Genomic DNA, 25,894 nt, shown 5'->3' on the forward strand with positions numbered 1-25,894 from the left:
GGGAGGACAGAACATGATTGCAGCAGAAAGAAAGACAGCGCTTCTGAACGCCATGCAGAAACTGGAAGCATACAGACAGATTCAGAACGAAATGGGACGCGCGGTAGCAGCATTCAACTTTCGTCAGGCAGACCGGCTTTTAAGCTTCTTCGCGCTGGATAAGGCGGATGTGTCCCTGGAATACGCCGACGAGGGCGTCTTCAACGGACCGGAAGCAGTCAGGGCCATCGTAAATGACGTGGTAGGAAAGGAGCCGAAGCCCGGCGAGATGCTGGATATGCAGCTGACCACCCCGATTATCGAGATTGCCGACGACCTCCAGACCGCGAAATGCGTATGGTGGATGCCCGGCGCAGGCGCCATTCCCCAGGAGGAAGGCGACCCGATGGCCATCTGGGCCTGGGGCGAACTGGCAGTAACCTTCGTACAGGAAAACGGCGCATGGAAGATTTGGAAGCTCCACTATTTCCGTTATATGAAATGCGACTATAAGAAGGGCTGGGTAGACGACACAAGCATGATCAACCGGTTGAATACACCGCTTCATCCTATGTCAGACACCACCACCTATCACAATCCCTATTCACCCACCAACATCCGTGTTGGCATCCCCTGCCCGCCGAAGCCCTACGCGGTATACGATGCGGAGAAGGATAAAAACTGGGAGCTGGATGTAAACAAGAACTGGTAAGGAGGAACGGCAGATGTTTGATTTGACAATGGAAGATTTTGACCTCCTGACCGATGAAGAATTCGAGGTACTGGAGCAGGAAGTAGGAAGACTCACCTCCTGCTGGAAAGTATCCAATACCCGCGGTGGATCCGCTATCTACTGGGACGACCAGAGAATCGGCGAGAAGCGTCACGAGTATATGGCACTGAAACATCCGAGTGTCAATGTGGAGGCTGAGATGGCCTTCCGCAACAAAGCGGTAGTAGATTCTCTGGAGGGAAACTCCCTGATTCATCCGCTGACCACACCGGTCATCGTGGTGGACAAGACCAACACAAAATGCCGCGCCGTATGGCGTTCCATCGGCGTCGAGGGATTGTCCAAATTCCGTGAGAAGCCGCAGGCTATCATATCTCTCGGAAGCGTACAGGGAGCCAATGTACTGGAGGATGGCGAGTGGAAGCGGCTGTGGGGAGCATGGCTTCGTCTCACCAAGAACGAGTATCACGCAGGCTGGGTAGAGAGTATGGTTCCGACCAACACGAGACCGCCTCTTACACCGGAGCAGGACAGAGCGATGCTTGGAAAATACGCATACCAGAAAGACGAAATCCGCAAGCCCGCGCCGGAACCTCCCCATGACGACACCTGGGAGGTATGGTCGGACGAGACGGATCCGAGTTATCAGTTTATTAACTTGTAGAGTATGTAGAACAGGAGAAGACTATGACGAAGTACATCGTAAAGAGATTACTCTGGATGGTACCTGTTATTATCGGAGTATCATTGTTGGTTTTCGTATTGTTGGATCTTTCTCCAGGTGAACCGGCCAGAATGGTTCTGGGAGATCAAGCGACAAACGAAGATGTGGCAGAGTTTAATGAAAAATATGGATTGGATGAACCTGTTCTGGTTCAGTATGGAAAATATATGTGGAATGTGGTAACGAAAGGAGATTTCGGTGAGTCTTATGTAACCGGTCGGTCTGTTACTACGGAAATTCTGAATCGTTTTCCGAAGACGTTTGTACTCGCAGTGGCTATTACGGTAATAGCTACCATGGTGGGAGTTTTACTGGGAATGCTTGCAGGACTGCATCGAGGGTCGATTATTGATTCAATAGCGCAGGTCTTTGCAGTAGTAGGAGTTTCCATACCGGAGTTCTGGCTAGGGTTGTTGCTGATCTTGCTGTTTGGCGTACATCTGAGATGGTTCCCGGTGTCTGGCTTTTATGGGCCGAAATATCTGGTACTTCCGGCACTGACCTGTGGACTTATCTGCTCGGCGTCCACCATGCGTATCACCCGCTCTGCTGTTCTGGATTACATCAACGAGGACTTCATCAGGACGGTCAGAGCAAAAGGACAGAAGGAATGGGTTATCACTTGGAAGCATGTATTTAAAAATGCGCTGATTCCGATTGTAACCAATATTGGTTCACAGTTTGCGTCCGTACTGGGCGGAACTATCACAACCGAGACAGTATTCTCGATACCGGGACTTGGAAAAATGCTGAAAGAGGCGTTGACCAACCGGGATTATCCGCAGATTCGAGGCGCAGTCATCATGCTTGCTATCTTTGTATGCGTGGTTAATCTGCTGGTAGATTTGCTTTACACCTATATCGACCCGAGAATCCGAGCGGAGTTCGCCGGAAACTCGAAGAAAAAGGCAAAAAAGAAAAAGGCTGAGGTGAAGGGAGGGGTTGCGTAATGCAGGAAAAGACAAAGCAGATAAAAAGTAAGAGCCTTCTTGCGGTGTCTTTGGGAAGACTTGTATACAGCCGGACCTTCATCCTGGGCGCGGTAATCCTGTTTGCGATTATTGTACTTTGCGTCATGGCCAATGTCATCTGTCCGGAGGGCTACGACTTACAGCAGCTGGATCAGCGTTTTGTGGCTCCATTTTCACAGAGTGGTCTGAGCTTCCTGTTCGGAACCGATGATTTCGGAAGAAGTATGCTGGCCAGGATGCTTTACGGCGGCAGAATTACTCTTTTGGTAGCGATGGTATCGACCTTTATTACTACCGTGTTCGGAACCTTTCTGGGCGCGGTATCCGGATTCTTCGGAGGAAAAGTGGACTCCGTCATCATGAGAATTCTAGACGTGATTGCGGCTATCCCGACTCTGCTGACCGCCATGGTTATCTCCGCGGTACTGGGAAGCGGCCTTCTGAATACGATGATCGCAGTCAGTATTCCGAACATTCCGGGCTATGCCAGAATGATTCGAGGTCCAGTTCTTACCGTAAAGAATCTGGAGTATATCGAGGCAGCCAGAAGTATTGACGCAAAAAACCCGCGTATTATCTTTAAGCATGTATTACCGAATATCCTTTCTCCGGTCATCATCAAGACCACTCAAGGACTGGCAACGGCACTCTTAAGTACCGCGACGCTTAGCTTCCTGGGGTTAGGTGTACAGCCGCCGATTCCCGAGTGGGGCGCGCTGATTTCTTCCGGAAGAGAGTTTATCCTAACCTATCCATACCTGGTTACGATTCCGGGCTGCTTTATTGCGCTGACTGTATTTTCCTTTAACCTGATGGGCGACGCGCTCAGAGACGCGTTCGATCCAAGACTGAAGAACTGAGGTGGCTGACATGAAAGAAAACGTAATTGATATTAAAGATCTGACAGTCCATTTTCAGTCCAGGGAAATCGGTGTCTGTAAAGCGGTCAATCATTTCAGCCTTTCGATTAAGCGCGGAGAAACCATCGGACTGGTAGGAGAGACAGGAGCGGGAAAAACGACGGTAGCATTGTCTATCATGCGTTTACTCCAGATGCCTCCCGCTGTGATTAAATCAGGAGAAATTCTGTATGAGGGACAGGATGTATTAAAATTTTCCAAAAAGCAGATGCGAGAGTTTCGTGGTAAAAAGGTTTCTATGATTTTCCAGGATCCCATGACAGCGCTGAATCCGATTGAGACTATTGGCGATCAGGTATCCGAGGTTATCCGGATTCATAACAAAGTAGACAAAAAGACAGCTATGGAAATGGCGGTAAAAATGCTGGAGCGGGTAGGAATTTCTGTAGACCGTTTCAATGAATATCCCCATCAGTTTTCTGGCGGTATGAAACAGCGAGTTATCATTGCAATTGCGCTGGCCTGCAATCCACAGATTCTGATTGCGGATGAACCGACAACAGCTCTGGATGTAACGATTCAGGCACAGGTTCTGGACATGATGAATGAATTGAAGAAAGAGACAGATGCATCCACACTTCTAATTACTCATGATTTGGGTGTAGTGGCGGAAATGTGTGACCGCGTGGCGATTATGTACGCAGGCGAAGTGGTTGAGCTTGGAACGACAGCGCAGATCTTTGATGAGACGGCTCATCCGTATACACAGGGACTGCTGGATTCCCTTCCGCGTCTGGCAGGAGGCGGAAAGCGCCTGAAATCCATCCCGGGTCTGATGCCTGATCCAACCAATCTTCCGGAGGGCTGCAGCTTTGCAGACCGGTGTGCGTACGCTACAGAGGAGTGCAAGAAGTGCAAGCACGATTTGAAAGAAATCAAAAACGGACATTATGTGAGGTGTATCCATCAGTTGAGCAAAGGAGGGAAAAAGGATGAGTAATATTATAGAAGTTCAGCATCTGAAAAAATATTTTAATACTTCTTCCGGAACCCTTCATGCAGTAGATGACGTATCCTTTGGCATAGAAGAGGGTGAGACCCTTGGTGTTGTAGGTGAATCTGGTTGCGGAAAATCAACTCTGGGTCGTGTCATTCTTCATCTTCTGGACAGTACAGATGGAAAGATTCTATACCGTGGGGAGGATATTACGCAGGTAGATCGGGAGAAAATGAGTGAGCTACGCAAGAGCATGCAGATTATTTTCCAGGATCCTTTCGCCTCCCTGAATCCCAGAATGACGGTTTATCAAACTATCCGAGAACCCATGGACATCGCAGGCGGCTTTAGTAAAGAAGAGATTGATAAGCGAGTCTATGAGCTGATGGACACAGTAGGACTGGCCAGACGTCTTGTAAACGCTTATCCGCATGAGTTGGACGGAGGAAGAAGACAGCGAGTAGGTATCGCCCGGGCGCTGGTGCTGAATCCGAAGTTTATCGTCTGTGACGAGCCTGTATCGGCGTTGGACGTATCCATTCAGGCACAGATTCTGAACCTGATGCAGGATATTCAGGAAGCCACAGGACTGACTTACATTTTTATTACACATGATTTGTCTGTCGTAAAATATATTTCCAACAATATTTTGGTTATGTATCTGGGACAGATGGTAGAGAAGGCAGAATCAGACGCATTGTTCGCGGCTCCGTTGCATCCGTATACAAAGGCACTGCTGTCAGCGGTTCCGATTCCGAATGTGCATCATGAGAAACAGCGAATTGCACTGAAGGGGGAACTGACTTCACCAATCGATCCGCATGACGGATGCAGATTTGCTTCCAGATGTCCTTATGCAAAAGAGAAATGTTTTAAAGAAAATCCTGTTCCTGAAATGATTGGAGAAAATCATATGGTAGTCTGCCACTATGTACATGAGATCAATCATTTATAAAGAAATGGAACTGCGAAGGTACTGAGCAGTTAAAATAAAGAAAAGAAAAGGAGAAGAGGTATGAAAAAGAACATTCAGAAGGTACTGGCATTGACGCTGGCATGTGCAATGCTCGCGGGTTGCGGCGGTGGAGCTGCCAAGGGAGGTGAAGCCCCGGCTTCTACAGAGAACGGAGAAAGCGGCGTAGCGACATCATCCCGTGACACATTAACGATCGGAGTCGGTGGAACGATCGCAAATCTGGATGCAAAAGAGGGTGTTGTAGAGCAATCAATGAGTGTATACAGCATTGCAGGAGAGGCACTTTTAAAAATGGTAAGCGGCGATGATGGACTTCCAATTATGACTACAGAGAATTCCATTACTGAATCTTATGAGCTGGATGAAGAGAATTCCGCAATTATCTATCATCTGCGCCAGGGCGTTCAGATGCAGGATGGAACCGAATTGAATGCGGATGACGTAATCGCGAGCGTTATGCATATGCAGGACGGAACTTATTATGCAGACGTAGATTATGACAATGTAACGGCGGTTGACGATTATACTGTATCTGTCGGTGTAAAGACACTGGGACAACCAGTTATTAATAAGGTTTCCACCATTCCGATCTGGAGTAAGGAAGCTTATGATAAGGTAGGTAATGAGGGTGTATTCTTTACGGAAGGCTATGTAAGCTGTGGCCAGTACAAGATTACAGACTGGGTAGCAGGCGATTCCGTGACACTGGAAGCTTTCGACGGCTATTATAATGGCGTTGCGCCGATTAAGAACGTTATCTTCCGTATTTTCTCGGAGTCCTCTGTAGCAATGATGGAACTGCAGACAGGCGGCGTAGACGTTCTGATGAGCCCGGATTTCCAGTCTTACACAGACGTAGTAGATGGTAAATACGGCGATACTCTGACGGCGACAGCAGCAGACGGCAACCTGTTATATTCCATTTACCTGAACATGAATTCAGAGAAGCTTCAGGACTTCCGTGTACGTCAGGCAATTATGTACGCACTGGATCGTAAGGGAATCTCTGACGGTGTATTCAACGGCTGGGGTAGCCTTGCTTACAGAGTACTGGGACTGACCTATGCAGGAATGACTAACTACGACGAGACCACATGGCCGTATGAGCAGAACATTGAGAAGGCAAAAGAGCTGATGAAAGAGGCTGGTTATGAGAATGGCATGGAGCTGAATTTGATTTCCCATAACGCAGGCGTATATTATCAGAAGATGGGCGAGGTATTCGCAAATCAGGTAAAAGAAATCGGTATCACTGTAAATATCAGCGTATATGAGCCAGCAACTTTTAAGTCCACGCAGAACGGTCTTGAGGGCTGGGATGTGTCCACTACATCACCGAACACTTCTTATGTAACCAATGCAAGTGATTTCCTGAACAACGCGTTAATCGGAAGTATGCACGCAGATGCGAGACCGACCGAAGGCTATGATAAGGCACTTGAGATTACCACTGCTCTGAAGACTGAGACAGATGAGGCAAAGGTAGCAGAGCTGTCCAAGGAATTTGAAGATAACTACTTCAATAACTGGCTGTGGTGGTTCCCGATTCAGGTAAGTGGCGTATACACTGTTTATAATTCTGACTTACAGGGATTGCAGAGATGCATGGCAGCTCTTGACCTGAGCCAGGCATATTTCAAATAAAACCGGGTTTCAGGAGGCACAGCAATGAAATACCAGACATTGTTTACCCCCATCCAGATTGGCAAGCTCACATTAAAAAACAGATTTGCAATGGCCCCTATGGGGCCATTGGGTCTGGGTGACAGCGAAGGCGGCTGGAATCAGAGGGGTATTGACTATTATACAAGACGGGCGCAGGGAGGCACCGGGCTTATCATCACCGGAGTAACCTTTTCAGACTGTGAGGTAGAGACCCAGTCCATGCCGAACTGTCCCAACAGTACGTACAATCCCGTGCATTTTGTGAGAACAAGCCGGGAGATGACAGAGCGTGTTCACGCCTATGGGGCGAAAATCTTTTTGCAGATGTCAGGCGGATTTGGGCGTGTGACAATTCCTACAAATCTGGGAGAGTTTCCGCCGGTAGCTCCCTCTCCCATTCCCCATCGCTGGCTTGATAAGACCTGTCGGGAACTTACCAGGGACGAAATTCACAAGATTATAGAAAGCTTTGGAAAGGGCGCGTTTAACGCAAAAAGAGCAGGCTTCGACGGCGTGGAGATTCACGCGGTTCATGAGGGTTATCTCATCGACCAGTTCGCTATTGCCTTTTTCAATCATAGAACCGACGAGTACGGCGGAAGCTTGGAGAACCGGCTACGCTTTGCGAAAGAGATCCGCGAGGAAATCGCGAAGACCTGCGGTTGGGACTTCCCGGTGGCGGTGCGCTTTAGTCCGAAGAGTATGCTCAAAGACTGGAGAAAGGGCGCTCTTCCGAATGAGGAGTTTGAGGAGAAGGGACGTGACCTGGAGGAAGGCCTTCAGACTGCGAAGCTTTTGGAAGCCTATGGATACGACGCTCTGGATGTGGACGTGGGATGCTACGACGCATGGTGGTGGAACCATCCGCCTATGTATATGGAGAAGGGACCCTATCGGAAATACGCGAAGCTAGTCAAAGAGATCGTAAAGGTTCCGGTCTTCATGGCGGGCCGCATGGATACGCCGGAGATGGCTGAAAGCTGTGTAAAGGACGGTACCTGTGACGTGATTTCCCTGGGAAGACCGCTTTTGGCAGACCCGGATTACGTAAAGAAGCTGCGTACGAACCACGTTTGTGAGATTCGCCCCTGTATCTCCTGTCAGGAGGGCTGCATGGGAAGAATCCAGACCTACTCCATGATCAACTGTGCGGTAAACCCCCAGGCGGCCAGAGAGCGCGTGACGGCCTACGAGCCGGTGGCGCGGAAGAAACGCGTGCTTATCGCGGGCGGCGGTGTGGCAGGCTGCGAGGCGGCCAGAGTGCTGGCGGAGCGCGGCCACGAGCCGGTGCTGTACGAGGCGTCCGAGAGGCTTGGCGGCAATCTGCTTCCGGGCGGGGCGCCTGCTTTCAAGGAAGACGACCTGCAGCTGGTGAAATGGTATGAAAACGAGCTTGAGCGCCTGCGCGTTCCGGTTTATCTAAATACAAGGGTTACGAAGGAAATGGTGTTGGAGAGCGACTGCGACGCAGTCATCGTAGCCACCGGTTCCCGCCCGAAGATGTTCTCTCTGGGCGACGATGAGAAGGTATACTGCGCGGAGCAGGTACTGATGAACCAGAAGGATCCGGGCGACAGGGTAGTCGTCGTGGGCGGCGGTCTGGTAGGCTGTGAGATGGCCCTGGACCTGGCCCAGAAGGGCAAGAAGGTTACGATTCTGGAGGCCCTGCCGAAGATTATGGCGGTGAACGGTCCTATCTGTTCAGCAAATAAGGAGATGCTGGAGGAGCTGCTTCCCTTCCACGGTGTGAATATCATTTGCAATGCTAAGGTGACAGGCTTTAAAGACGGCGCAGTCAGCTACGAGACTGCCGGAAAAGCAGAGAAGCTGGACACAGACAGCGTCATCCTCTCCGTAGGCTACCGCAGCGCGGACGAGCTCTATCATGAGCTGGAATTTGACGTGGCGGATCTGTATCTGCTGGGAGATGCAGGAAAGGTGTCCAATATCATGTATGCTATCTGGGATGCGTTTGAGGTGGCAAATCACATCTGAGCACGGAGCAATCCGGTATCGGAGTAGAGAGGGGGCAACGCCTATGAACATTTTAGTAATTGATGTGGGAACCTCAAGTATCCGCGGTGTCCTGTACGATGAGAAGGGAACGGAAATCTTTTGCCATCAGATTCCCTATCAGGTGCATTTCATCGACGGAACCCATGCAGAGCAGGAAGCATCCGACTGGTCAGACACCATCGTGGAAATTGGGCGGGCGGCTACCGTATATTGTGAAAAAGAAAATGCAAAGATTGGCGGGCTGGCTCTGACGAGCCAGCGCTCCAGCGTAATACCGGTGGATAAGGACGGCCACGCGCTGATGCCTGCCATCATGTGGCAGGATAAGCGCAATAAGGAGATCGTCGATGAATTCCGGGGCATGGAAAAGGCTATCTACAAGTTGACCGGAGCCAGGATCAATACCGTATTTTCCGGAACCAAGATGACCTGGGTGCGCCGAAACGCGCCGGAGATCTATGAGAAAACCTATAAATTCTGCACCATCGCGGACTTTATTACCCATGAGATTACCGGAGAGTACCGGACTGATTACACCTACGGCAGCCGCAGCCTTCTGATGAATGTAAGGACCAGGGAGTGGGATCCGAAGCTTCTGGATATCCTCGAAATCGAGGCAGATAGGCTCTGTGAGCTTCAGAAGCCGGGTACCGTGATTGGCACAGTGACGGAGAAATTCGCGGCAAAGACGGGTCTGAAGGCCGGAACGCCTTTCGTATCCGCAGGCGGCGACCAGCAGTGCGCAGCCTTAGGGCACGGCGTAACTGCGCCGGGCAGTCTGGAGATTACCACCGGAACCGGAGCCTTTATGCTGGGTTACAGTGAGAAGGTGCCTGAGAACCTGACCAATAATATCATCTGCGGTGCCCATGCGATTCCGGGCAAATACGTGCTGGAGAGCAGTATGCTGACCTGCGCGGCCCTGTACAATTGGGCGAAGGCCAATTTCTTCGCGGACAGTGAAGGGGATGAGAATCCCTTCGAGCGCATCAATGAGGCGGTAAAGCAGAGTCCGCCGGGAGCCAACGACTGTCTGGCACTGCCTTATTTCCAGGGAAGGGGAACCCCGGACTGGAACGCGGACGCCAAGGGGCATTTCGCAAATCTGGGACTGAATACGACGCGCGCGGATATGGCGCGGGCCGTTCTGGAGGCAATCGCGCTGGAAGCCAAGAACAACCTGGATATCGTGGAAGGCTACGTGGGAACCATCGACAAGCTGCTAATCGGAGGGGGCCTTACCAGGTTCCCGGAGTTTAACCAGATGCAGTCGGATATCTACCAAAAGAAGCTGCTGCATAACCAGTCAAGCGCAGAGCAGACCGCCCTGGGAGCCTGGGCCAATGCGGCGGTGGCGCTTGGTATCTATGAGACGCACAGCGAAGCAATTGAGACAGCCAAAGAAAAAGAGCAGGTAGAGATGTATTCTCCCAATCCTGCCCATGCGGAAATCTATCTCCGGAAACAGCGGCAGATGAATGCGCTGTACGACAGTGTGAAAAAGCTGTCCCGGGATATGTATTAAAAAATTTATTTTGCTTCATTTAAGATACGGGTGGCCGTCGTGCCATCCGTAATTAATGTGTTGATAAAATCGCCTTTCAGGGCGGCCAGAAGCGCAGGCGCTTTGGATACCGGAGAGGCCACGATCACTACGTCAGAGATGTTGCGAAGCTGTTGAATGGATAAACTGATGGATTTCTCATTCCAATCACAGGCAAGCTCTTGTCCATTGGCGTCAAAGAAACGGCCCAGAATGGATCCGCAGGCACCCTTTTCCACCAGATCCTTATAAATCTCAGGCGGCATACTGCCCCGCCAGTAATCGCTTTCCCGAATCTTCCCCATGGTTCCGATGCTGGCAATTATTTTATCGCAGAAAATTCCTTTTTTTAAAATAACAGAATTATTGGCATCGTTACAAAGAACCTCCCGGACATAAGGATCCGGAATATACAGTGGCAGGTTCAAAAAATCCGCATGGCCGTGAAAGACCTCAGCCATGGCGGTTACGACAGCCTGTGGAGTGCTGCTGATAGATTCGCAGGTAACGGATCCCATGAGCTGGACGATATCCGGATTCAAATCCAGAGGCTGCAGCATTTTTACAAGGACAGCCAGACTGTCACCCCAACCGGCGCCGATGATCATATTTTTCTTCATATGCTCCATCAGGTATTCCGCACCCAGCTTGCAGACGTCCCGGTGGTACATGGATTTTTCGCTGATGCGGTTGTTCAGGACGCGGGCGTGCTTCAGACCGAAGCGGTTTTTCAGACGTTCTTCAATTTCATAATGACGCTCAAAGGTATAATTAACAGAGAAGGAGACGATTCCCTCGTCCACGGCTTCTTTTAAAAGGCGGGAGACGCGGGTGCGGGAAAGAAAGAGCTTGTCAGCGATTTCATTCTGTGTAAGTCCCCGCTCATAATAGTCGCAGGCCACTTCAGCCAGTAAGCTTAATTTCTTGAGTTCTTTCTGATTCATAAGTCACCTCACTGAGAGTCCATAACATAAAGATGGTGTAAATAGATACGTATATTATAGCGCTTTGGAACGGAATTTCAAAGTATTTTTTTGAAGGCTTCTCTTCCGGCTATAAAAGATAGCGGCGCCTTTACTTTCACTCTGAGATCAAATATAATAGAGAAAGAAACGGAAATGTGCAGGGGGGATACATGTGGAGAAGTTTATCGGTGAGTACGAAAATTTAACAGACAGTGAAAGAAATGTTTTTACGTATGTATTTCAGAACCAGGAAAAAGTTTCTGTTATGAAGATAAACGATCTGGCTGAAGAGACGGCAGTTTCAAAAACAGTTGTGATTAATATGTGTCAGAAATTGGGGTTTGATGGCTTTGGAGATCTGAAATATTATTTAAAAGGCAGGCAGGAAGGACGGAGCCAAAGAACCTATGAGGATATTCAATTTCAGTGTCTTGATCAGGTAAAGAAGACGATGGCAGTAGCAGATCGGCAGTGCCTGAAAAAGGTGGCATCTGTTATTACCAAGACAAAAACAGTATATATTGTTGCCAGAGGAACAAGTAAAGCTGCGGCAGATTATCTGGAACATTTACTTTTACTGATAGGAATTAAGTGTATTAATTTACGGGATTACAATCTGAATTCTACAGTTATCAAAAAAATTAATATGAACGAATCTGTAATTTTAATTTCTTTATCAGGCGAAACAAGAAAAATAGTCGAAGTGGCAAGAATTGCAAAAGCCAGATCTGCAACGGTAATTGCCCTGACTGGCTTTTTTTCCAGCACGATTGGACGATTGGCGGATTATACCTTATATTGTTCCGCAGAAAATGCAGATACCAGAGAAAATGATATTAATTCAAGGCTGGGAATGTTTGTCGTGATTGATATGCTGGTAACAATTGTAAAGGAAATGTACGAAGAAAATATATTTAAATGAAATGGCAGAAATGACATAAGTCAGAAGCTGTGACATTAGTATTGAAAAACAATCTATGTCACAGCTTTTTTATTGTATGGCAGGAAATATCTTTTTATAATTAGTTCATGGTTAACCAAAAAATAAGTATGGGAGAAGAAGAATGCTAAAGAAATATAATCAGGCAATACAGAAATTCGGAAGAACATTGTTATTGCCAATTGGTGTTATGGCGCCAGTAGGTATGGTATTGGGAATTACGGGAGCTCTTGTACAAAGCTATATGATAGCAAGATTTCCATTTTTAGGGACTCCGGTTGTCAACACGATCTTAGTAAGTATCAGAACAATTGCAAGTATTATCTTTGATAATATCCCGTTGCTGTTTGCGATGGGCGTCGCATATGGAATGAGTAAGAAAGACAAGGGAATTGCAACATTTGCCTCTGTTATTGGTTATCTGGTTATGCTGATTGCCATGAATGTGTGGTTGAAGGTAACGGGCAATCTGGCAGATCCGGAAACGATGAGTCAGGTAGGACAGATTCAAATCCTTGGAATTCAGACGTTAAATATAAACGCGCTGGGCGGAATCGTTGCAGGTCTGATAGCGGCATGGGCTACCGACAAGTTTTATAATCTTGAGTTACCGGTTGCATTCGCATTTTTCGCGGGTAAAAAATCAGTCTCTATTATCTGTATTCTGCTGATGTCAGCATTTGGTCTGACGGTTCCGTTTGTGTGGCAGTTCTTTGTAAAGGGACTTACTAAATTATCCGTTATATTTCTGTCTCCGGTAGGACCATTTTTTACAGCAGCAGGGGAAAGAGTATTTATTCCCTTTGGTCTTCATCATTTATGGAATTCTCTGTTCCGTTTCACGGAAGCTGGAGGAAGTTATGTGATTAACGGTGAAACATATGTAGGCGTGGTTCCGGCCATGAATGAGATTTTGTTTAATCTTGGACCGTCCAGTGAATATTGGTCCATGATGCCAAAACTGACCAGATTTATGGCACAGCAGCAGATGCTGTGTACAATGTTTGCATTTCCGGCGATTGCGCTTGCTATGTATCAGACAGCCTATAAGAAAAATAAACCGCTGGTAAAATCATTGATGATCACCTGTGTAGTTACTGCGCTGTTGGGAAATGTTACGGAACCGTTGGAGTTCTCTTTTGTATTCATTTCTCCAATTCTGTATGTTATTTATGCTTGTATCATAGGAATTGGAGCAGTTGCTTTGAGCTTTGCCCATGTTGCGATCGGATATATCCGTGGTACCATTTTTGACTTTGCAATTTTTGGTTTATTGTATGAGAAAACAAACTGGATATTCTTTGTCCTGATCGGTCTTGCCGTGTCAGTTGTAACCTATCTGGTATTTAAATGGTTTATCTTGAAATTCGACATAAAAACGCCGGGACGGGAGGACGCGCCATCTTTGGACAATACGCTGATTAAAGAAAAGAAGTATGACAAAATTGCGGAGATAGTTATTGAAGCGCTCGGTGGAAAAGAAAATATCAAAAATGTAGATAATTGTATTACACGATTGAGAATTGACGTGGAAGATATTAAGAAAATTGATAAGAAAAAGCTGAGTGAATCAGGCTGCTCAGGCGTATTTTTCCCGGCTCCGCAGCATATTCATATTGTGTTTGGTCCATTGGTTGAGTTTGTAAGAAATGCAGTGGACGACAGATTGGAGATAAGATAGAAATGACAATGAACAGAAAAAAACATACCATTACGATTGCGGGAGCAGGCAGCGCCAGAGTGCCGGCTCTGGTAGGCAATCTGATTGAGATGAAAGAACGTTTTCCGCTTACGAAAATCATATTTTACGATATTGATAATGAACGTATGGGAAAAATGCAGGCATATGACGAACTGGTTCTCAAAACTTATTATCCGGAAGCAGAGGTTGTATTTACTACAGATATGGATGTTGCGTATTGTCATACCGACTTTGTGTTTTGTCAGATGAGGGTCGGAAAAGGCGAAATGAGAAGCTATGATGAAAAAATGCCTTTAAAATACGGACTGGTAGGACAGGAAACCTGCGGACCGGGAGGATTTTCCTATGGGATGCGTTCTCTGGGAGCCATGAAGGAAATGGTGGAAAAGGTTCGTTCTTATTCGAAAGATACCTGGATTCTGAATTATACAAATCCGGCAGCTATTGTAGCGCTTGGATTAGATCGGTTATTTCCGGATGATAAACGAATTTTAAATTTATGTGATCAGCCATTTTCTCTGATGAAGTCTTTTGCAAAAATCCTGGAGGTTCCGCAGGAAACATTAAGGGCAAGATATTTTGGATTAAATCATTTCGGCTGGTTTACAGATTTATTTGACACAGCAGGAAATAACTATTTTGATCAGTTGCGGGATTATCTGAAAAATCATGATTTTAAACCCTTTAATGCGGAGCAGAGATCAAAATCCTGGCTGGATACATATGTAAGAGTTAACAAGTATATGCAGTACTTTGATGAGTACATTCCGACCACATATTTACAGTATTATTTCTTCCCGGATGAAATCGTGCAGGAAAGCAATCCACATTATACCAGAGTGGATGAAGCGCGGGACAGCAGAGAGAAAGAAGTGTTTGAGGTTTGCGGACAGGCCGTCGGACGAGATACCATGGACGGAATTACCATGCTTACCAATGGGGTCTTTGGTAAATTGATGGTAGAAGTGGCGGAATCCATAGCATACGATCTCCATAATGAGTTTATTGTTCTGGTAAAAAATAACGGCATTATTCCTAATTTTGAAAAGGATGCAATTGTAGAAGTTGCAGGAACAATCGGAAAAAATGGAGCAGAAGGTTATTACTTTGGAAACATCGATATGTTTTACAAAGGCCTGATGGAGAATCAATACGCATATGAGAGCTTGACGGTAGACGCGTTTATTGAGCAGGACTATAAAAAGGCGCTGGAAGCTCTGACGTTAAACAGAACAGTTATTGATCCGGAAAAAGCAAAAGCCATCTTAGATGATTTTCAGTCGGTTTCAAAAGATTATTGGGTATTAAAGTAGAATCGTGAAAAGCCATGATGAGAAAATAGTTTCATCATGGCTTTTTTACATTCCTTCGCATATATTATAGAAAAATTCATACAGGAAACCATCATGCAAAATTTTAGAGTAAAAGCCATGCAGTCCGACCTGCCGGACTACGGGAAGCTACAGATTCATATTACTTCCGCCCGGGGCGCGCAGCCGATTCCGGGGGCGAAGGTGGCTATCTCTTATACCGGAGAGCCGGATCAGACCATGGAGGAGCTGACGACCAACAGCTCTGGTCAGACCGACGAGGTGGAGCTGGCCGCGCCGCCGCTGGAGTACAGTGTGGAGCCAAGTGAGCCCCAGCCCTACTCGGAATATACCCTGTCGGTGACCGCTCCGGGCTACGAGCCGGTGGAGATTGCGGGAACGGAGATTCTGCCGGAGGTGACGGCCATTCAGGAGATTCGGATGCAGCCCCGGCAGGGAGAAGAGTATGAGCGCTATGTCATCGGAGCTCATACTCTGTTCGGGAATTATCCGCCGAAGATTGCTGAAGCGGAGATTAAGCCGGTGGGCGAGAGCGGGGAGATCGTCCTGAGCCGTGTGGTGGTGCCGGAGTACGTCATCGTCCACGACGGCGCGCCCTCGGACAGCTCCGCGTCAGATTACTGGGTTCGCTACCGGGATTACATCAAAAATGTGGCCTGCAGCGAAATCTACGCCACCTGGACCGACGCGGCCATCCGCGCCAATGTGCTGGCGATTATGTCCTTTACCCTCAACCGGGTGTATACCGAATGGTATAGAAACAAGGGCTATGACTTCACCATCACCTCATCCACCGCTTTCGATCATAAATGGATTCACAACCGCAATATTTTTGAAAATATCTCCCTGATTGTCGATGAATTGTTCGCGGACTATCTGTCCCGGCCAAATGTAAAGCAGCCGATTCTGACTCAGTACTGTGACGGAAAGCGAGTCAGCTGTCCCAGATGGATGAGCCAGTGGGGGAGTCAGTCTCTGGGCGAGCAGGGCTATACGGCCATCGAGATCCTGCGGAATTATTACGGGGAATCCATGTACATCAATACGGCGGAGGAGATCTCAGGCGTACCCTATTCCTGGCCCGGCTATGAGCTGAAGAACGGTGCGTCCGGCCAGAAGGTGCTGCAGCTTCAGGAGCAGCTGAACCGGATTGCACGTAACTATCCGGCCATACCGATTATCTCAGAGGACGGCATCTACGGCCCGGCCACGGCGGAGAGCGTGCGGACGTTCCAGTCTATCTTCGGGCTGCCACAGACGGGTGTGGTGGATTATCGGACCTGGTATAAGATTTCGGAGATCTATGTAGGCGTGTCCAGAATCGCGGAGCTGAACTAGAACAGATTAAAAAGTACCGGCATTCAGGGAATGAATAATAGCTCTCTGAATACCGGTATTTTTCGCTTTACAAAAGAAAAACAATTCTATTATAATAGGGAAAATGATTGGAAAGCGGGGAAAGAAATTTATGCGTTTTCGTCCATGTATCGATATCCACAACGGTCAGGTAAAGCAGATCGTGGGAGGCAGCCTGACCGATAAAAATGATTTCGCCAGGGAAAATTTTGTGTCGGAGCAGGACGCGGCCTGGTACGCGAAGCTTTATCAGGAGGACGGCCTGAAAGGAGGCCATGTGATCCTGCTGAATGGCGCGGATTCTCCTTATTATGAGGCTACGAAAGCGCAGGCGTTGAAAGCGTTAAAGGCCTACCCGGGGGGCCTTCAGATCGGCGGCGGCATCCATCCGGACAACGCGGCGGAATATCTGGACGCCGGGGCCAGTCAGGTCATCGTGACCTCTTATGTCTTCAAAAATGGTCGGATTCAGTATGAGAATCTGGAGAAAATGCTCGCAGCTGTGGGCCGCGACCGCCTGGTGCTGGACTTGAGCTGCCGCAAAAAGGGCGGCGCGTACTACATCGTCACTGACCGCTGGCAGAAGTTTACAGATGTGCAGGTGACGCCCGCCCTTCTGGATGAATTATCCGGAAAATGCAGTGAATTTTTAATCCACGCCGTGGATATGGAGGGCAAGGCCTCAGGTATCGAAACGGAGCTTGCGAAGATGCTGGGCGCCTGGGACGGAATTCCCGTTACCTATGCGGGCGGCGTGGGCAGCCTAGAGGATGTGGAGTCGCTTCGCACCCTCGGAAAGGGCCGCCTGGACGTGACCATCGGAAGCGCCTTAGATCTTTTTGGCGGTTGTATCCCGTACCGAAATGTGGTATACTTGCGTTAGATGAAAGATTGTAACAGTGAAGGTACTGAACAGTTGCGATCTCGTCTAAATACCCGTAAAGGAGTTGATTTTATGCGTTATGTAATCAGCGGCAAAAATATCGATGTGACAGAGGGGCTCCGTACAGCGATCACGGACAAGCTCGGAAAGTTAGAGCGCTATTTTACTCCGGACACGGAAGTACATGTTACTTTAAGTGTCGAGAAAGAAAGACAGAAGATTGAGGTAACCATTCCTGTAAAGGGAACTGTGATTCGTTCCGAGCAGGTAAGCAATGATATGTATGTATCTATCGACTTGGTGGAAGAGGTCATCGAGCGTCAGCTTCGCAAGTACAAGAACAAGATTGTACAGCGTGAGCAGGGTGCAGGAAGCTTTCGTCAGGAGTTTATCGACAAAGAGGCAGAGGATGAAGAGGTTCGCATCATCCGTACCAAGCAGTTCGATATGAAGCCCATGTATCCGGAAGATGCATGCGTACAGATGGAGATGCTGGGACACAGCTTCTACGTATTTGTAAATGCGGAGACCGAGCAGATCAACGTGGTTTACAAGAGAAAGGGCAATACCTACGGACTGATTGAGCCGGAACAGTAAAATATGATTTATCTGGGGACTGCGCGCAGGCGCAGTCCCTTTTTGGTCTATAGGAAATACCATGTTGCAGGATTCTATTTTGGGGTTCCGGCCCCAGGGCAGGGATATTGGAAACTTCTTGAATATTCCGCCGTGTAGTGTTAGAATGTTAAACAGAGTATTGTCTGAAATGGCAGAAACTTAAGATTGGAGTTTGCAGATGAATTTATTTACAAAAATGTTTGGTACTCACAGTGAAAGGGAGCTGAAGCTGATTTACCCGCTGGTGGATCGGATCGAAGCGCTCCGCCCGGAGATGCAGAAGCTTTCTGATGAAGAACTGAAGGGAAAGACAAAAGAATTCAAGCAGCGTCTGGCCGATGGCGAGACCCTGGATGATTTGCTGGTAGAGGCCTTCGCGACTGTCCGCGAGGCTGCGAAGCGTGTGCTTGGTATGGAGCATTACCGGGTACAGCTGATTGGTGGTATTATCCTGCATCAGGGACGTATCGCCGAGATGAAGACAGGTGAAGGAAAGACCCTGGTGTCCACCCTTCCGGCTTACCTGAACGCATTGGAGGGTAAGGGCGTCCATATCGTTACGGTCAACGATTATCTGGCCCATCGTGACGCATCCTGGATGGGCAAGGTACATGAGGCTCTGGGACTGACCGTCGGCGTGGTTCTGAACAGCAGCACAGGAGATGAGCGGCGCGCCGCTTATAACTGTGATATTACTTATGTAACCAACAATGAGCTGGGCTTTGATTACCTGCGTGATAACATGGTTATCTACAAGGAGCAGCTGGTGCAGAGAGACCTGCATTACGCCATCATCGACGAGATCGATTCCATCCTTATTGACGAGGCCCGCACCCCGCTGATTATCTCCGGACAGAGCGGCAAATCCACCAAGCTTTACGAGATCTGTGACGCATTGGCGAAGACCATGAAGCGCGGCGAGGCCAGCGGTGAGTTCAGCAAGATGAACGCCATTATGGGCGAGGAGATCGAGGAGACCGGCGAATTTATCGTCAATGAGAAGGATAAGATCGTCAACCTGACGGCAGACGGCGTGAAGCGGGTAGAGGATTATTTCCACATCGAGAACCTGGCGGATCCGGAGAACCTGGAGATCCAGCACAATATGATTCTGGCCCTGCGCGCCAACTATCTGATGTTCCGGGATCAGGATTACGTGGTAAAGGACGATCAGGTTCTGATCGTCGATGAGTTTACCGGACGTATTATGCCGGGACGCCGTTACTCCGATGGACTTCACCAGGCTATCGAGGCGAAGGAGCATGTAAAGGTGAAGCGCGAGAGCAAGACGCTGGCGAATATTACCTTCCAGAACTTCTTCAATAAATACGCAAAGAAGGCCGGTATGACCGGTACCGCCCTCACCGAGGAGAAGGAGTTCCGCGAGATCTACGGTATGGACGTTATCGAGATCCCGACCAACCGTCCGGTTATCCGAAAGGATCTGGACGACGCGGTATACAAGACCAAGAAAGAGAAGTTCCATGCAGTTGTGGAGGAGATCGAGCGTGCTCACGCCAAGGGTCAGCCGGTTCTGGTAGGTACCATTACCATCGAGACCTCTGAGTACTTAAGCGGACTGCTCCGCAAGAAGGGCATTCAGCATGAAGTCCTGAACGCCAAGTTCCATGAGCGCGAGGCGGAGATCGTAGCCCTGGCAGGCCAGCATGGCGCGGTTACCATCGCTACCAATATGGCAGGCCGTGGTACCGATATCAAGCTGGACGATGACGCCAAGGCAGCAGGCGGACTGAAGATTATCGGTACCGAGCGTCATGAGTCCCGTCGTATCGACAACCAGCTGCGCGGACGTTCCGGTCGTCAGGGAGACCCGGGAGAATCCCGTTTCTACATCTCTCTGGAGGACGATCTGATGCGTCTCTTCGGATCCGAGCGTCTGATGAGTGTGTTCAACGCCCTGGGCGTGCCGGAAAATGAGCAGATTGAGCATAAGATGCTTTCCGACGCCATTGAGAAGGCTCAGAAGAAGATCGAGAGCAACAACTTCGGTATTCGTAAGAACCTGCTGGAGTACGACCAGGTTATGAATGAGCAGCGTGAGATCATCTACGCGGAGCGCCGCCGGGTACTGAACGGCGAGAGCATGCGTGATGCCATCTATAAGATGCTCACCGATACCGTAGAAAATGTGGTAGACAGCCTGATTGGCGACGATCAGGATAAGTCCGAGTGGGATCTCTTAGGCTTGAACGAGTCTCTGCTCCGCACGATACCGCTGCAGACCATTACGCCGGAGCGCATTGCCGATAAGAAGAATAAGGCAGAGCTGAAGCATATGTTGAAAGAAGAGGCAGTGAAGCTCTATGAGCTGAAGGAGGCGGAGTTCCCGAATCCGGAGATGCTGAGAGAATTAGAGCGTGTATTCCTTCTGAAGGTCATTGACCGCAAATGGATGGATCACATCGACGATATGGAACAGCTGCGCCAGGGTATTGGCCTGCAGGCATTTGCCCAGCGTGATCCGCTGGTAGAGTATAAGCTCAGCGGTTATGAGATGTTCTCTGCCATGACAGCCAGCATTCAGGAGGAAACCGTCCGGATTCTGCTTCATGTGCGCGTGGAGGAGAAAGCAGAGCGTGAACAGGTAGCCAAGGTAACAGGAACCAATAAGGATACCTCCCTAGCAGCAGCGCCCAAGAAAAGGGAAAGCGCTAAGATTTATCCGAACGATCCCTGTCCCTGCGGAAGCGGCAAAAAGTATAAGCAGTGCTGCGGAAGAAAAGGCGCGTAAGTATAAAGCATAAAAAAGAAGGCCATACTCTTTTTAAAATGATCAGAAAGGGGTATGGTCTTTTTATGTCAAAAAAGAAAAAGCCGGAACTGAAGCATTTAGAGCCGGAGGAACAGTTGAAATATGAAATCGCGGAGGAACTGGGGCTTTTGGATAAAGTGCTTAAGGATGGCTGGAAATCTCTTTCTTCCAAGGAGACCGGACGAATCGGCGGGTTGATGACGAAGAAGAAAAAGGAACTGAACAAATCCAGGTAAGACGCAGCCAGCTTGCTATTTTTAACGGGGTTGTATATAATGAAGAATACAAAAAACGGAATAGAAGAAAATGTATGATCCGTGTAATAGTAGCAGATGATGAGGAAAAGGTATGTCAGTTGATTTGCAAGCTGATCCACTGGGAAGCTTTGAATGCCACGCTGCAGAAGGTGCGCCAGCGTTATATGGAGCATCAAGCATTGACGGAGAAAAATCTGGAGCAAAAGAAGCAGCAGGTTCTGGATCAGGCCCGTGTAAGAGAAACCCTGTGGATGGATTTGGAGTATGCCCGGATTCCCCAGAATATGGAAGCCTTAAATGAAAATACTGGTACCATTTTCAGGAGGGAAAATTCAGGACCTTTCTGATACAGGCCGATGTAAAAAATAACGAAAATCTCAGCGAAAATTATGCCGATAACGTGATGGAACTGGTGAATAGCAAAGTTCCGGGCCTGTTTGAAAAACATGTGTCCGGATTGTGCGTGGACAGCGAGATTTTCTGTGGTAACCGGAAAATATCCGGAATTCTCAATTATACGGTCGAAAATGAAAAGGCCCTGAAGGCTGGCCTGTAAAATGAATGGCGCGCAGATGTTGAGGCTGAACTGTGCAGCAGCCATGAGAGGCTGTTTGATTTTCTGGCTGACACCCGCAAAAAGAATATGGAAGACGCCAGTGCCTGGTTCCGTGTGGAAAAGGCAAGACCCATCAATCAGGCAAAGCGTTATATCAAGAAGCATTTTGCGGATCCCATCAGTCTGGAAGAGGTAAGCTCTGAGGTAGGATTTTCCGGAAGCTATTTCAGTACGTTGTTCCGAAAGGAAACGGGGAAAAATTTTCTTGAATATTTGACGGATGTGAGAATAGACGAGGCAAAAGTTCTTCTTCGCGAGAGCAGGATGACGATAGAAAATGTGGCGAAATCAGTGGGAATTAACGATTATAAGCGTTTTTCCAAAACCTTTAAGAAGCTGACGGGAATCAGTCCGAAGGAATATCGGAGCCTGTATTCTTAAGGATAGAGGGGAACATGCAGTGGAAATTACGCTGCCGCGCACAAGCGAGCAGGATCGGAAGAGCGTGGAACGAAGGACGGAGACATTGAAATGAGAGAAGAAATTCTCCGGATGGAACATATCTGCTGCATGGATGAGGGAGTCCTGGAACTGGATTATCTCAAGATGAAAGCGGTAATAGCCGGTTCCAAACTAATCAAATTGTGGGATATTTCGGATATGCTGAGAAGCTGATTTACCTGAAGGACGGACAGACCTTTCCATCCCATTTCCACTGGGTAAAGAGCGAGGATATTATCAACCGTGGCGGCGGAACCCTGCTTCTGAAGCTGTACAACGATGACGGAGAGGGCGGATACGCAGATACAGATGTTCTGGTGAACTCTGACGGACGTTCCTACTATGTACCGGCTGGCACAGAGGTTGAGGTAAAACCGGGAGAGAGTATCACTCTGTGGCCCCATCAGTATCACAGCTTTGCAGTTGTGCCCGGATCCGGAGATATTCTGATTGGCGAGGTTTCCATGTGCAATGACGACACTACGGATAACCGTTTCCATGATCCGGTAGGACGTTTTCCGGAAATTGAAGAGGATGAGGCTCCTTATCGCCTGCTTTGCAACGAGTATCCGGCAGCAGCTGAATAAAGGGAGAAGCCATTATGCTTTATGTTGGAATTGATTTGGGCACATCAGCGGTAAAACTGCTGCTGATGGATGCTTCAGGTAAAATAGAAAAAATTGTATCCAGGGAATATCCCCTTTCTTTTCCGCATCCGGGATGGTCTGAGCAGAATCCGGAGGATTGGTATGACAAGTCTCTGGACGGCCTCAGAGAACTGCTGGCAGACTGTGATAAGTCGCAGGTGGCCGGTATCAGCTTTGGCGGCCAGATGCACGGACTGGTGATCCTGGACAAGGATGATCAGGTGATTCGTCCGGCCATTCTCTGGAATGACGGCAGGACCACAGAGGAGACCGATTATCTGAACCAGGTGATTGGCAAGGATAAGCTGTCCGCCTATACGGCCAATATTGCCTTCGCAGGCTTTACCGCACCGAAGATTCTCTGGGTGAAGAAGCATGAGCCGGAGAATTTTGCGAAGATTGCGAAGATTATGCTTCCGAAGGATTACCTGGCTTACCGTCTAAGCGGAACCTTCTGCACGGATGTATCGGACGCCTCCGGCATGCTGCTTTTTGACGTACAGCACAAGTGCTGGTCCAAAGAGATGATGGAAATCTGTGGCGTAAAGGAAAGTCAGCTGGCACAGATCTTTGAGAGCTACGAGGCAGTGGGAACCGGAACCGTCGGCGACGGCAGCTGCAATATTTCTCTGGGAACATCTGGAACCATTTTTATTTCCAGTGAGAAGTTTGGCGTGGATGAGAACAATGCGCTGCATTCCTTCGCCCATGCGGACGGTCATTTCCACCTGATGGGCTGTATGCTGAGCGCTGCGTCCTGCAATAAATGGTGGATGGATGAAATTCTGAAAACGAAAGATTACGCAGGCGAGCAGAAGGAAATTGAGGTAAAAGAGTTAGGTAAGAATCATGTGTTTTTCCTACCTTATCTGATGGGTGAGAGAAGCCCTCATAACGATCCCAACGCCCGTGGAACCTTTATTGGCATGACTATGGATACTACCCGCGAGGAGATGACCCAAGCTGTGCTGGAGGGCGTAGTTTTTGGTCTGAGGGATTCCTTTGAGGTGGCAAAGAAGCTGGGCATTCAGATAGAACGTACCAAGATTTGCGGCGGCGGAGCCAAGAGTCCGCTGTGGCGTCAGATGGTGGCGGATATCCTGAATGTTAAGGTGGATATCCCGAAGAGCGAAGAAGGGCCGTCGATGGGCGGCGCTATGCTGGCTGCGGTAGCTTGTGGTGAATACGCAAGTGTGGAAGAAGCGGCGGAAAAGATTGTGGAAGTTGTGGATACCGTGGAGCCGATCCCGGAGAACGCGGCCCGATATGAAAAGCAGTATCAGAAGTTCCGCAGAATCTACCCGACCGTGAAGGAATTATTTCCGGTAATTGAGTAAAAAAGCTTGCATGAAGGAGCTGGGACTGGTATACTTGGTTCAAATTCATAGATCCGGTAGAGGATAACTCTAGAGACTCCGGCTGGTGAAAGCAAAAGGAGCGCCGAAGAAGCAAACTGTGGGAATTCATCATTCCGCAGTGGAAACTGACAGGCAAAAGGAAGGTTATCCGACGGAACTCTGGAGAGAGCGAGCAATCGCCGCCTACGTGGAGATAACCAACTGGTAAAAGGACAGAGAGATTGATGCACAGGCATCAGTCTCTCTATTTTTTATGGAAAAGGAGAAAAGATATGAGAATGATGCTGACAGGCGCAGGCGCCGTAGGAGAATGTATTTTAAAAATGCTGGAAAAGCGGGATCCCAAGGGAGAGTGGCTTTCCTATGTGCTGCTGGCGGATTTTGATTTAAAGCGAGCAGACGAGGTAAAGAGCCATCTGGAGCAGGAGCGGAAATACCGGGAAGGAACGCAGTATGAGACGGCGCAGGTGGACGCCAGAGACCGGGAAGCGCTGACGGCGCTTATGCGGGAGCACCGGATTGATTTCGTGATGGACGCGGCCTCTCCCTTTGTGAGCAATTTTATATTTGACGCGGCCTTTGAGGCGGGAGCCGATTATGCCAGCATGGGAACCTGGTCGGTGCCGAAGGATCATCCGGAATTCGGAAAGGGCTTTGAGGGTGCTTACCTGGAGCCCATGACCAAATACAATTTTGACCGGCACGAGGCCTGGAAGAAAAAGGGTCAGATGGCCTGTATCTGTCTGGGCATCGATCCGGGCGTGGTAAATGTATTTGCCAAATACGCGGCAGAATACCTGTTTGATGAGCTGCTGGAGGTGCATGTGAAGGACGGCGGCAATCTGACGCCGCCGGAGAGCGAGAAGGACGAGATTATCTTTGGCTTCAATGTATGGACGGTACTGGATGAGGTGATGAATCCCAACGCCGAATGGAGCCGGGAGGGCGGCTTCCTCATCGAGGACGCCTTTGCGGGAGAGGAAGACTTCCGGATGCCGGATCCCTTCGGCGTCAACCATCTGGTAAAGGTGGAGCACGAGGAGGTAGTCACTATGCCGCGTTACCTGGAAAAATATGGATTACAGAAGGCCAGCTTTAAGATTGCCCTAGACGACAACCTGCTGAACGCCCTGAAGGTCCTGGATAAGCTGGGACTCCGGAATATCCATCCGGTTCAGGTGGGAGATGTGAAGGTGGTGCCCCGGGATGTGGTAGCGGCCTGCGCGCCCCAGCCCAAGGATATCGGAGAGGACATGACAGGCGGTATGTGCGTGGGCGTGGACTGTATCGGTATCAAGGACGGAGAGAAGAAGGAATATTTTATCTATCAGCCCTTTGACAATCAGGAGGCGCTGCGGGATTTCGGACTGCAGGCAGTGGTAGCCCAGACCGGCTTTGGAGCGGCTCTGGCCATCGAGCTTATAGGCCGGGGAATCTGGAAGGAGGCCGGCGTATTCTCGCCGGAGTACTTCCCCTCCCGTCCCTACATGGATCTGATGGAGGAGGCAGGACTGGCCTATCAGATCCAGGAACGCTAAGGCGT

The 25,894-nt window shown here is 48.9% G+C and carries 25 protein-coding genes and 1 pseudogene; 25 read left to right on the forward strand and 1 reads right to left on the reverse strand.

Features of this window, described 5'->3' with window-relative positions; all coding sequences use genetic code 11:
• The first annotated feature begins 13 nt into the window (after window positions 1–13).
• Genes WMO29_RS08325 through WMO29_RS08365 form a run of 9 tightly spaced genes read left to right on the forward strand, consistent with a single transcriptional unit; the run spans window position 14 to window position 10,446 of the window.
• A complete protein-coding gene (locus WMO29_RS08325; RefSeq protein WP_349164468.1) occupies window positions 14–691 on the forward strand; it encodes a nuclear transport factor 2 family protein in 678 nt (225 codons plus the stop codon).
• Between the two features lie 13 nt (window positions 692–704).
• The gene (locus tag WMO29_RS08330) at window positions 705–1,376 is read left to right on the forward strand and encodes a hypothetical protein (RefSeq protein ID WP_349164469.1); all 672 of its coding nucleotides are present in this window, start codon (window positions 705–707) and stop codon (window positions 1,374–1,376) included.
• A gap of 23 nt (window positions 1,377–1,399) precedes the next feature.
• Window positions 1,400–2,386 (forward strand): ABC transporter permease, encoded by a 987-nt coding sequence (locus tag WMO29_RS08335; protein WP_349164470.1) that lies wholly within the window; start codon window positions 1,400–1,402, stop codon window positions 2,384–2,386.
• Complete coding sequence (locus WMO29_RS08340) at window positions 2,386–3,267, forward strand: ABC transporter permease (RefSeq protein ID WP_349164471.1); 882 nt, start codon at window positions 2,386–2,388, stop codon at window positions 3,265–3,267. Before WMO29_RS08335 ends, WMO29_RS08340 begins: the two co-directional genes overlap by 1 nt.
• A gap of 10 nt (window positions 3,268–3,277) precedes the next feature.
• Window positions 3,278–4,267, forward strand: a complete 990-nt coding sequence (locus WMO29_RS08345; protein ID WP_435391125.1) for an ABC transporter ATP-binding protein — start codon at window positions 3,278–3,280, stop codon at window positions 4,265–4,267.
• Window positions 4,260–5,219, forward strand: a complete 960-nt coding sequence (locus tag WMO29_RS08350; RefSeq protein WP_349164473.1) for an ABC transporter ATP-binding protein — start codon at window positions 4,260–4,262, stop codon at window positions 5,217–5,219. Before WMO29_RS08345 ends, WMO29_RS08350 begins: the two co-directional genes overlap by 8 nt.
• Window positions 5,220–5,279: 60 nt before the next feature.
• Window positions 5,280–6,884 (forward strand): ABC transporter substrate-binding protein, encoded by a 1,605-nt coding sequence (locus WMO29_RS08355; protein ID WP_349164474.1) that lies wholly within the window; start codon window positions 5,280–5,282, stop codon window positions 6,882–6,884.
• Between the two features lie 24 nt (window positions 6,885–6,908).
• A complete protein-coding gene (locus WMO29_RS08360) occupies window positions 6,909–8,900 on the forward strand; it encodes an oxidoreductase (protein ID WP_349164475.1) in 1,992 nt (663 codons plus the stop codon).
• 43 nt (window positions 8,901–8,943) lie between these two features.
• Window positions 8,944–10,446 carry an FGGY-family carbohydrate kinase gene (locus tag WMO29_RS08365; protein WP_349164476.1) on the forward strand — a complete coding sequence of 501 codons (1,503 nt, stop codon included), beginning with the start codon at window positions 8,944–8,946 and terminating at the stop codon, window positions 10,444–10,446.
• Between the two features lie 5 nt (window positions 10,447–10,451).
• On the opposite strand, the gene WMO29_RS08370 is transcribed toward WMO29_RS08365, so the two are convergent.
• Window positions 10,452–11,408: a sugar-binding transcriptional regulator gene (locus tag WMO29_RS08370; protein WP_349164477.1), complete on the reverse strand. Its 957-nt coding sequence runs from the start codon at window positions 11,406–11,408 to the stop codon at window positions 10,452–10,454.
• Window positions 11,409–11,601: 193 nt separating this feature from the next.
• Between WMO29_RS08370 and WMO29_RS08375 the strand changes: the two genes are divergently transcribed.
• From WMO29_RS08375 to WMO29_RS08450, 16 genes and pseudogenes are all read left to right on the forward strand, one after another.
• A complete protein-coding gene (locus WMO29_RS08375) occupies window positions 11,602–12,351 on the forward strand; it encodes a MurR/RpiR family transcriptional regulator (protein ID WP_349164478.1) in 750 nt (249 codons plus the stop codon).
• A 142-nt stretch (window positions 12,352–12,493) separates the two neighbouring features.
• On the forward strand, window positions 12,494–14,050 hold the full coding sequence (locus WMO29_RS08380; protein ID WP_349164479.1) for a PTS transporter subunit EIIC: 1,557 nt from the start codon (window positions 12,494–12,496) through the stop codon (window positions 14,048–14,050).
• 2 nt (window positions 14,051–14,052) lie between these two features.
• On the forward strand, window positions 14,053–15,384 hold the full coding sequence (locus WMO29_RS08385; protein ID WP_349164480.1) for a family 4 glycosyl hydrolase: 1,332 nt from the start codon (window positions 14,053–14,055) through the stop codon (window positions 15,382–15,384).
• Between the two features lie 93 nt (window positions 15,385–15,477).
• The gene (locus WMO29_RS08390) at window positions 15,478–16,740 is read left to right on the forward strand and encodes a peptidoglycan-binding protein (RefSeq protein ID WP_349164481.1); all 1,263 of its coding nucleotides are present in this window, start codon (window positions 15,478–15,480) and stop codon (window positions 16,738–16,740) included.
• 130 nt (window positions 16,741–16,870) lie between these two features.
• The gene (hisA, locus tag WMO29_RS08395) at window positions 16,871–17,641 is read left to right on the forward strand and encodes a phosphoribosylformimino-5-aminoimidazole carboxamide ribotide isomerase (protein WP_349164482.1); all 771 of its coding nucleotides are present in this window, start codon (window positions 16,871–16,873) and stop codon (window positions 17,639–17,641) included.
• 72 nt (window positions 17,642–17,713) lie between these two features.
• Window positions 17,714–18,238, forward strand: a complete 525-nt coding sequence (hpf, locus tag WMO29_RS08400) for a ribosome hibernation-promoting factor, HPF/YfiA family (protein ID WP_178039627.1) — start codon at window positions 17,714–17,716, stop codon at window positions 18,236–18,238.
• Between the two features lie 199 nt (window positions 18,239–18,437).
• Complete coding sequence (gene secA / locus WMO29_RS08405) at window positions 18,438–21,011, forward strand: preprotein translocase subunit SecA (RefSeq protein ID WP_178039626.1); 2,574 nt, start codon at window positions 18,438–18,440, stop codon at window positions 21,009–21,011.
• A 65-nt stretch (window positions 21,012–21,076) separates the two neighbouring features.
• Window positions 21,077–21,268, forward strand: coding sequence for a small, acid-soluble spore protein, alpha/beta type (locus WMO29_RS08410; RefSeq protein ID WP_178039625.1), 192 nt, complete (start codon window positions 21,077–21,079; stop codon window positions 21,266–21,268).
• Window positions 21,269–21,342: 74 nt separating this feature from the next.
• Window positions 21,343–21,636 carry a response regulator gene (locus WMO29_RS08415; RefSeq protein WP_349164483.1) on the forward strand — a complete coding sequence of 98 codons (294 nt, stop codon included), beginning with the start codon at window positions 21,343–21,345 and terminating at the stop codon, window positions 21,634–21,636.
• A 56-nt stretch (window positions 21,637–21,692) separates the two neighbouring features.
• The gene (locus tag WMO29_RS08420; RefSeq protein WP_349164484.1) at window positions 21,693–21,845 is read left to right on the forward strand and encodes a hypothetical protein; all 153 of its coding nucleotides are present in this window, start codon (window positions 21,693–21,695) and stop codon (window positions 21,843–21,845) included.
• A gap of 87 nt (window positions 21,846–21,932) precedes the next feature.
• A complete protein-coding gene (locus WMO29_RS08425; protein ID WP_349164485.1) occupies window positions 21,933–22,286 on the forward strand; it encodes a helix-turn-helix transcriptional regulator in 354 nt (117 codons plus the stop codon).
• Window positions 22,287–22,376: 90 nt separating this feature from the next.
• Complete coding sequence (locus WMO29_RS08430; RefSeq protein WP_349164486.1) at window positions 22,377–22,520, forward strand: hypothetical protein; 144 nt, start codon at window positions 22,377–22,379, stop codon at window positions 22,518–22,520.
• A pseudogene (locus WMO29_RS08435) lies at window positions 22,505–22,933 on the forward strand (D-lyxose/D-mannose family sugar isomerase); the annotation flags it as partial. The gene WMO29_RS08430 and the pseudogene WMO29_RS08435, both read left to right, overlap by 16 nt.
• Window positions 22,934–22,947: 14 nt before the next feature.
• On the forward strand, window positions 22,948–24,330 hold the full coding sequence (locus tag WMO29_RS08440) for a xylulokinase (RefSeq protein WP_349164487.1): 1,383 nt from the start codon (window positions 22,948–22,950) through the stop codon (window positions 24,328–24,330).
• An 85-nt stretch (window positions 24,331–24,415) separates the two neighbouring features.
• Window positions 24,416–24,559, forward strand: a complete 144-nt coding sequence (locus tag WMO29_RS08445) for a hypothetical protein (protein ID WP_349164489.1) — start codon at window positions 24,416–24,418, stop codon at window positions 24,557–24,559.
• 64 nt (window positions 24,560–24,623) lie between these two features.
• Window positions 24,624–25,889, forward strand: a complete 1,266-nt coding sequence (locus WMO29_RS08450; RefSeq protein WP_349164490.1) for a saccharopine dehydrogenase family protein — start codon at window positions 24,624–24,626, stop codon at window positions 25,887–25,889.
• Window positions 25,890–25,894 lie beyond the last annotated feature (5 nt).

The sequence above is a fragment of the Laedolimicola intestinihominis genome, assembly GCF_040096155.1.
GTDB lineage: Bacteria > Bacillota > Clostridia > Lachnospirales > Lachnospiraceae > Laedolimicola > Laedolimicola intestinihominis.

What these genes read in the sequence shown, in the direction of transcription:
- WMO29_RS08325 (WP_349164468.1), top strand. Translation starts at nt 14, where the DNA reads ATGATTGCAGCAGAAAGAAAGACAGCGCTTCTGAACGCCATGCAGAAA.
- WMO29_RS08330 (WP_349164469.1), top strand. Translation starts at nt 705, where the DNA reads ATGTTTGATTTGACAATGGAAGATTTTGACCTCCTGACCGATGAAGAA.
- WMO29_RS08335 (WP_349164470.1), top strand. Translation starts at nt 1,400, where the DNA reads ATGACGAAGTACATCGTAAAGAGATTACTCTGGATGGTACCTGTTATT.
- WMO29_RS08340 (WP_349164471.1), top strand. Translation starts at nt 2,386, where the DNA reads ATGCAGGAAAAGACAAAGCAGATAAAAAGTAAGAGCCTTCTTGCGGTG.
- WMO29_RS08345 (WP_435391125.1), top strand. Translation starts at nt 3,278, where the DNA reads ATGAAAGAAAACGTAATTGATATTAAAGATCTGACAGTCCATTTTCAG.
- WMO29_RS08350 (WP_349164473.1), top strand. Translation starts at nt 4,260, where the DNA reads ATGAGTAATATTATAGAAGTTCAGCATCTGAAAAAATATTTTAATACT.
- WMO29_RS08355 (WP_349164474.1), top strand. Translation starts at nt 5,280, where the DNA reads ATGAAAAAGAACATTCAGAAGGTACTGGCATTGACGCTGGCATGTGCA.
- WMO29_RS08360 (WP_349164475.1), top strand. Translation starts at nt 6,909, where the DNA reads ATGAAATACCAGACATTGTTTACCCCCATCCAGATTGGCAAGCTCACA.
- WMO29_RS08365 (WP_349164476.1), top strand. Translation starts at nt 8,944, where the DNA reads ATGAACATTTTAGTAATTGATGTGGGAACCTCAAGTATCCGCGGTGTC.
- WMO29_RS08370 (WP_349164477.1), bottom strand. Translation starts at nt 11,408, where the DNA reads ATGAATCAGAAAGAACTCAAGAAATTAAGCTTACTGGCTGAAGTGGCC.
- WMO29_RS08380 (WP_349164479.1), top strand. Translation starts at nt 12,494, where the DNA reads ATGCTAAAGAAATATAATCAGGCAATACAGAAATTCGGAAGAACATTG.
- WMO29_RS08385 (WP_349164480.1), top strand. Translation starts at nt 14,053, where the DNA reads ATGACAATGAACAGAAAAAAACATACCATTACGATTGCGGGAGCAGGC.
- WMO29_RS08390 (WP_349164481.1), top strand. Translation starts at nt 15,478, where the DNA reads ATGCAAAATTTTAGAGTAAAAGCCATGCAGTCCGACCTGCCGGACTAC.
- hisA (WP_349164482.1), top strand. Translation starts at nt 16,871, where the DNA reads ATGCGTTTTCGTCCATGTATCGATATCCACAACGGTCAGGTAAAGCAG.
- hpf (WP_178039627.1), top strand. Translation starts at nt 17,714, where the DNA reads ATGCGTTATGTAATCAGCGGCAAAAATATCGATGTGACAGAGGGGCTC.
- secA (WP_178039626.1), top strand. Translation starts at nt 18,438, where the DNA reads ATGAATTTATTTACAAAAATGTTTGGTACTCACAGTGAAAGGGAGCTG.
- WMO29_RS08410 (WP_178039625.1), top strand. Translation starts at nt 21,077, where the DNA reads ATGTCAAAAAAGAAAAAGCCGGAACTGAAGCATTTAGAGCCGGAGGAA.
- WMO29_RS08415 (WP_349164483.1), top strand. Translation starts at nt 21,343, where the DNA reads ATGATCCGTGTAATAGTAGCAGATGATGAGGAAAAGGTATGTCAGTTG.
- WMO29_RS08420 (WP_349164484.1), top strand. Translation starts at nt 21,693, where the DNA reads ATGGAACTGGTGAATAGCAAAGTTCCGGGCCTGTTTGAAAAACATGTG.
- WMO29_RS08425 (WP_349164485.1), top strand. Translation starts at nt 21,933, where the DNA reads ATGGAAGACGCCAGTGCCTGGTTCCGTGTGGAAAAGGCAAGACCCATC.
- WMO29_RS08430 (WP_349164486.1), top strand. Translation starts at nt 22,377, where the DNA reads ATGAGAGAAGAAATTCTCCGGATGGAACATATCTGCTGCATGGATGAG.
- WMO29_RS08440 (WP_349164487.1), top strand. Translation starts at nt 22,948, where the DNA reads ATGCTTTATGTTGGAATTGATTTGGGCACATCAGCGGTAAAACTGCTG.
- WMO29_RS08450 (WP_349164490.1), top strand. Translation starts at nt 24,624, where the DNA reads ATGAGAATGATGCTGACAGGCGCAGGCGCCGTAGGAGAATGTATTTTA.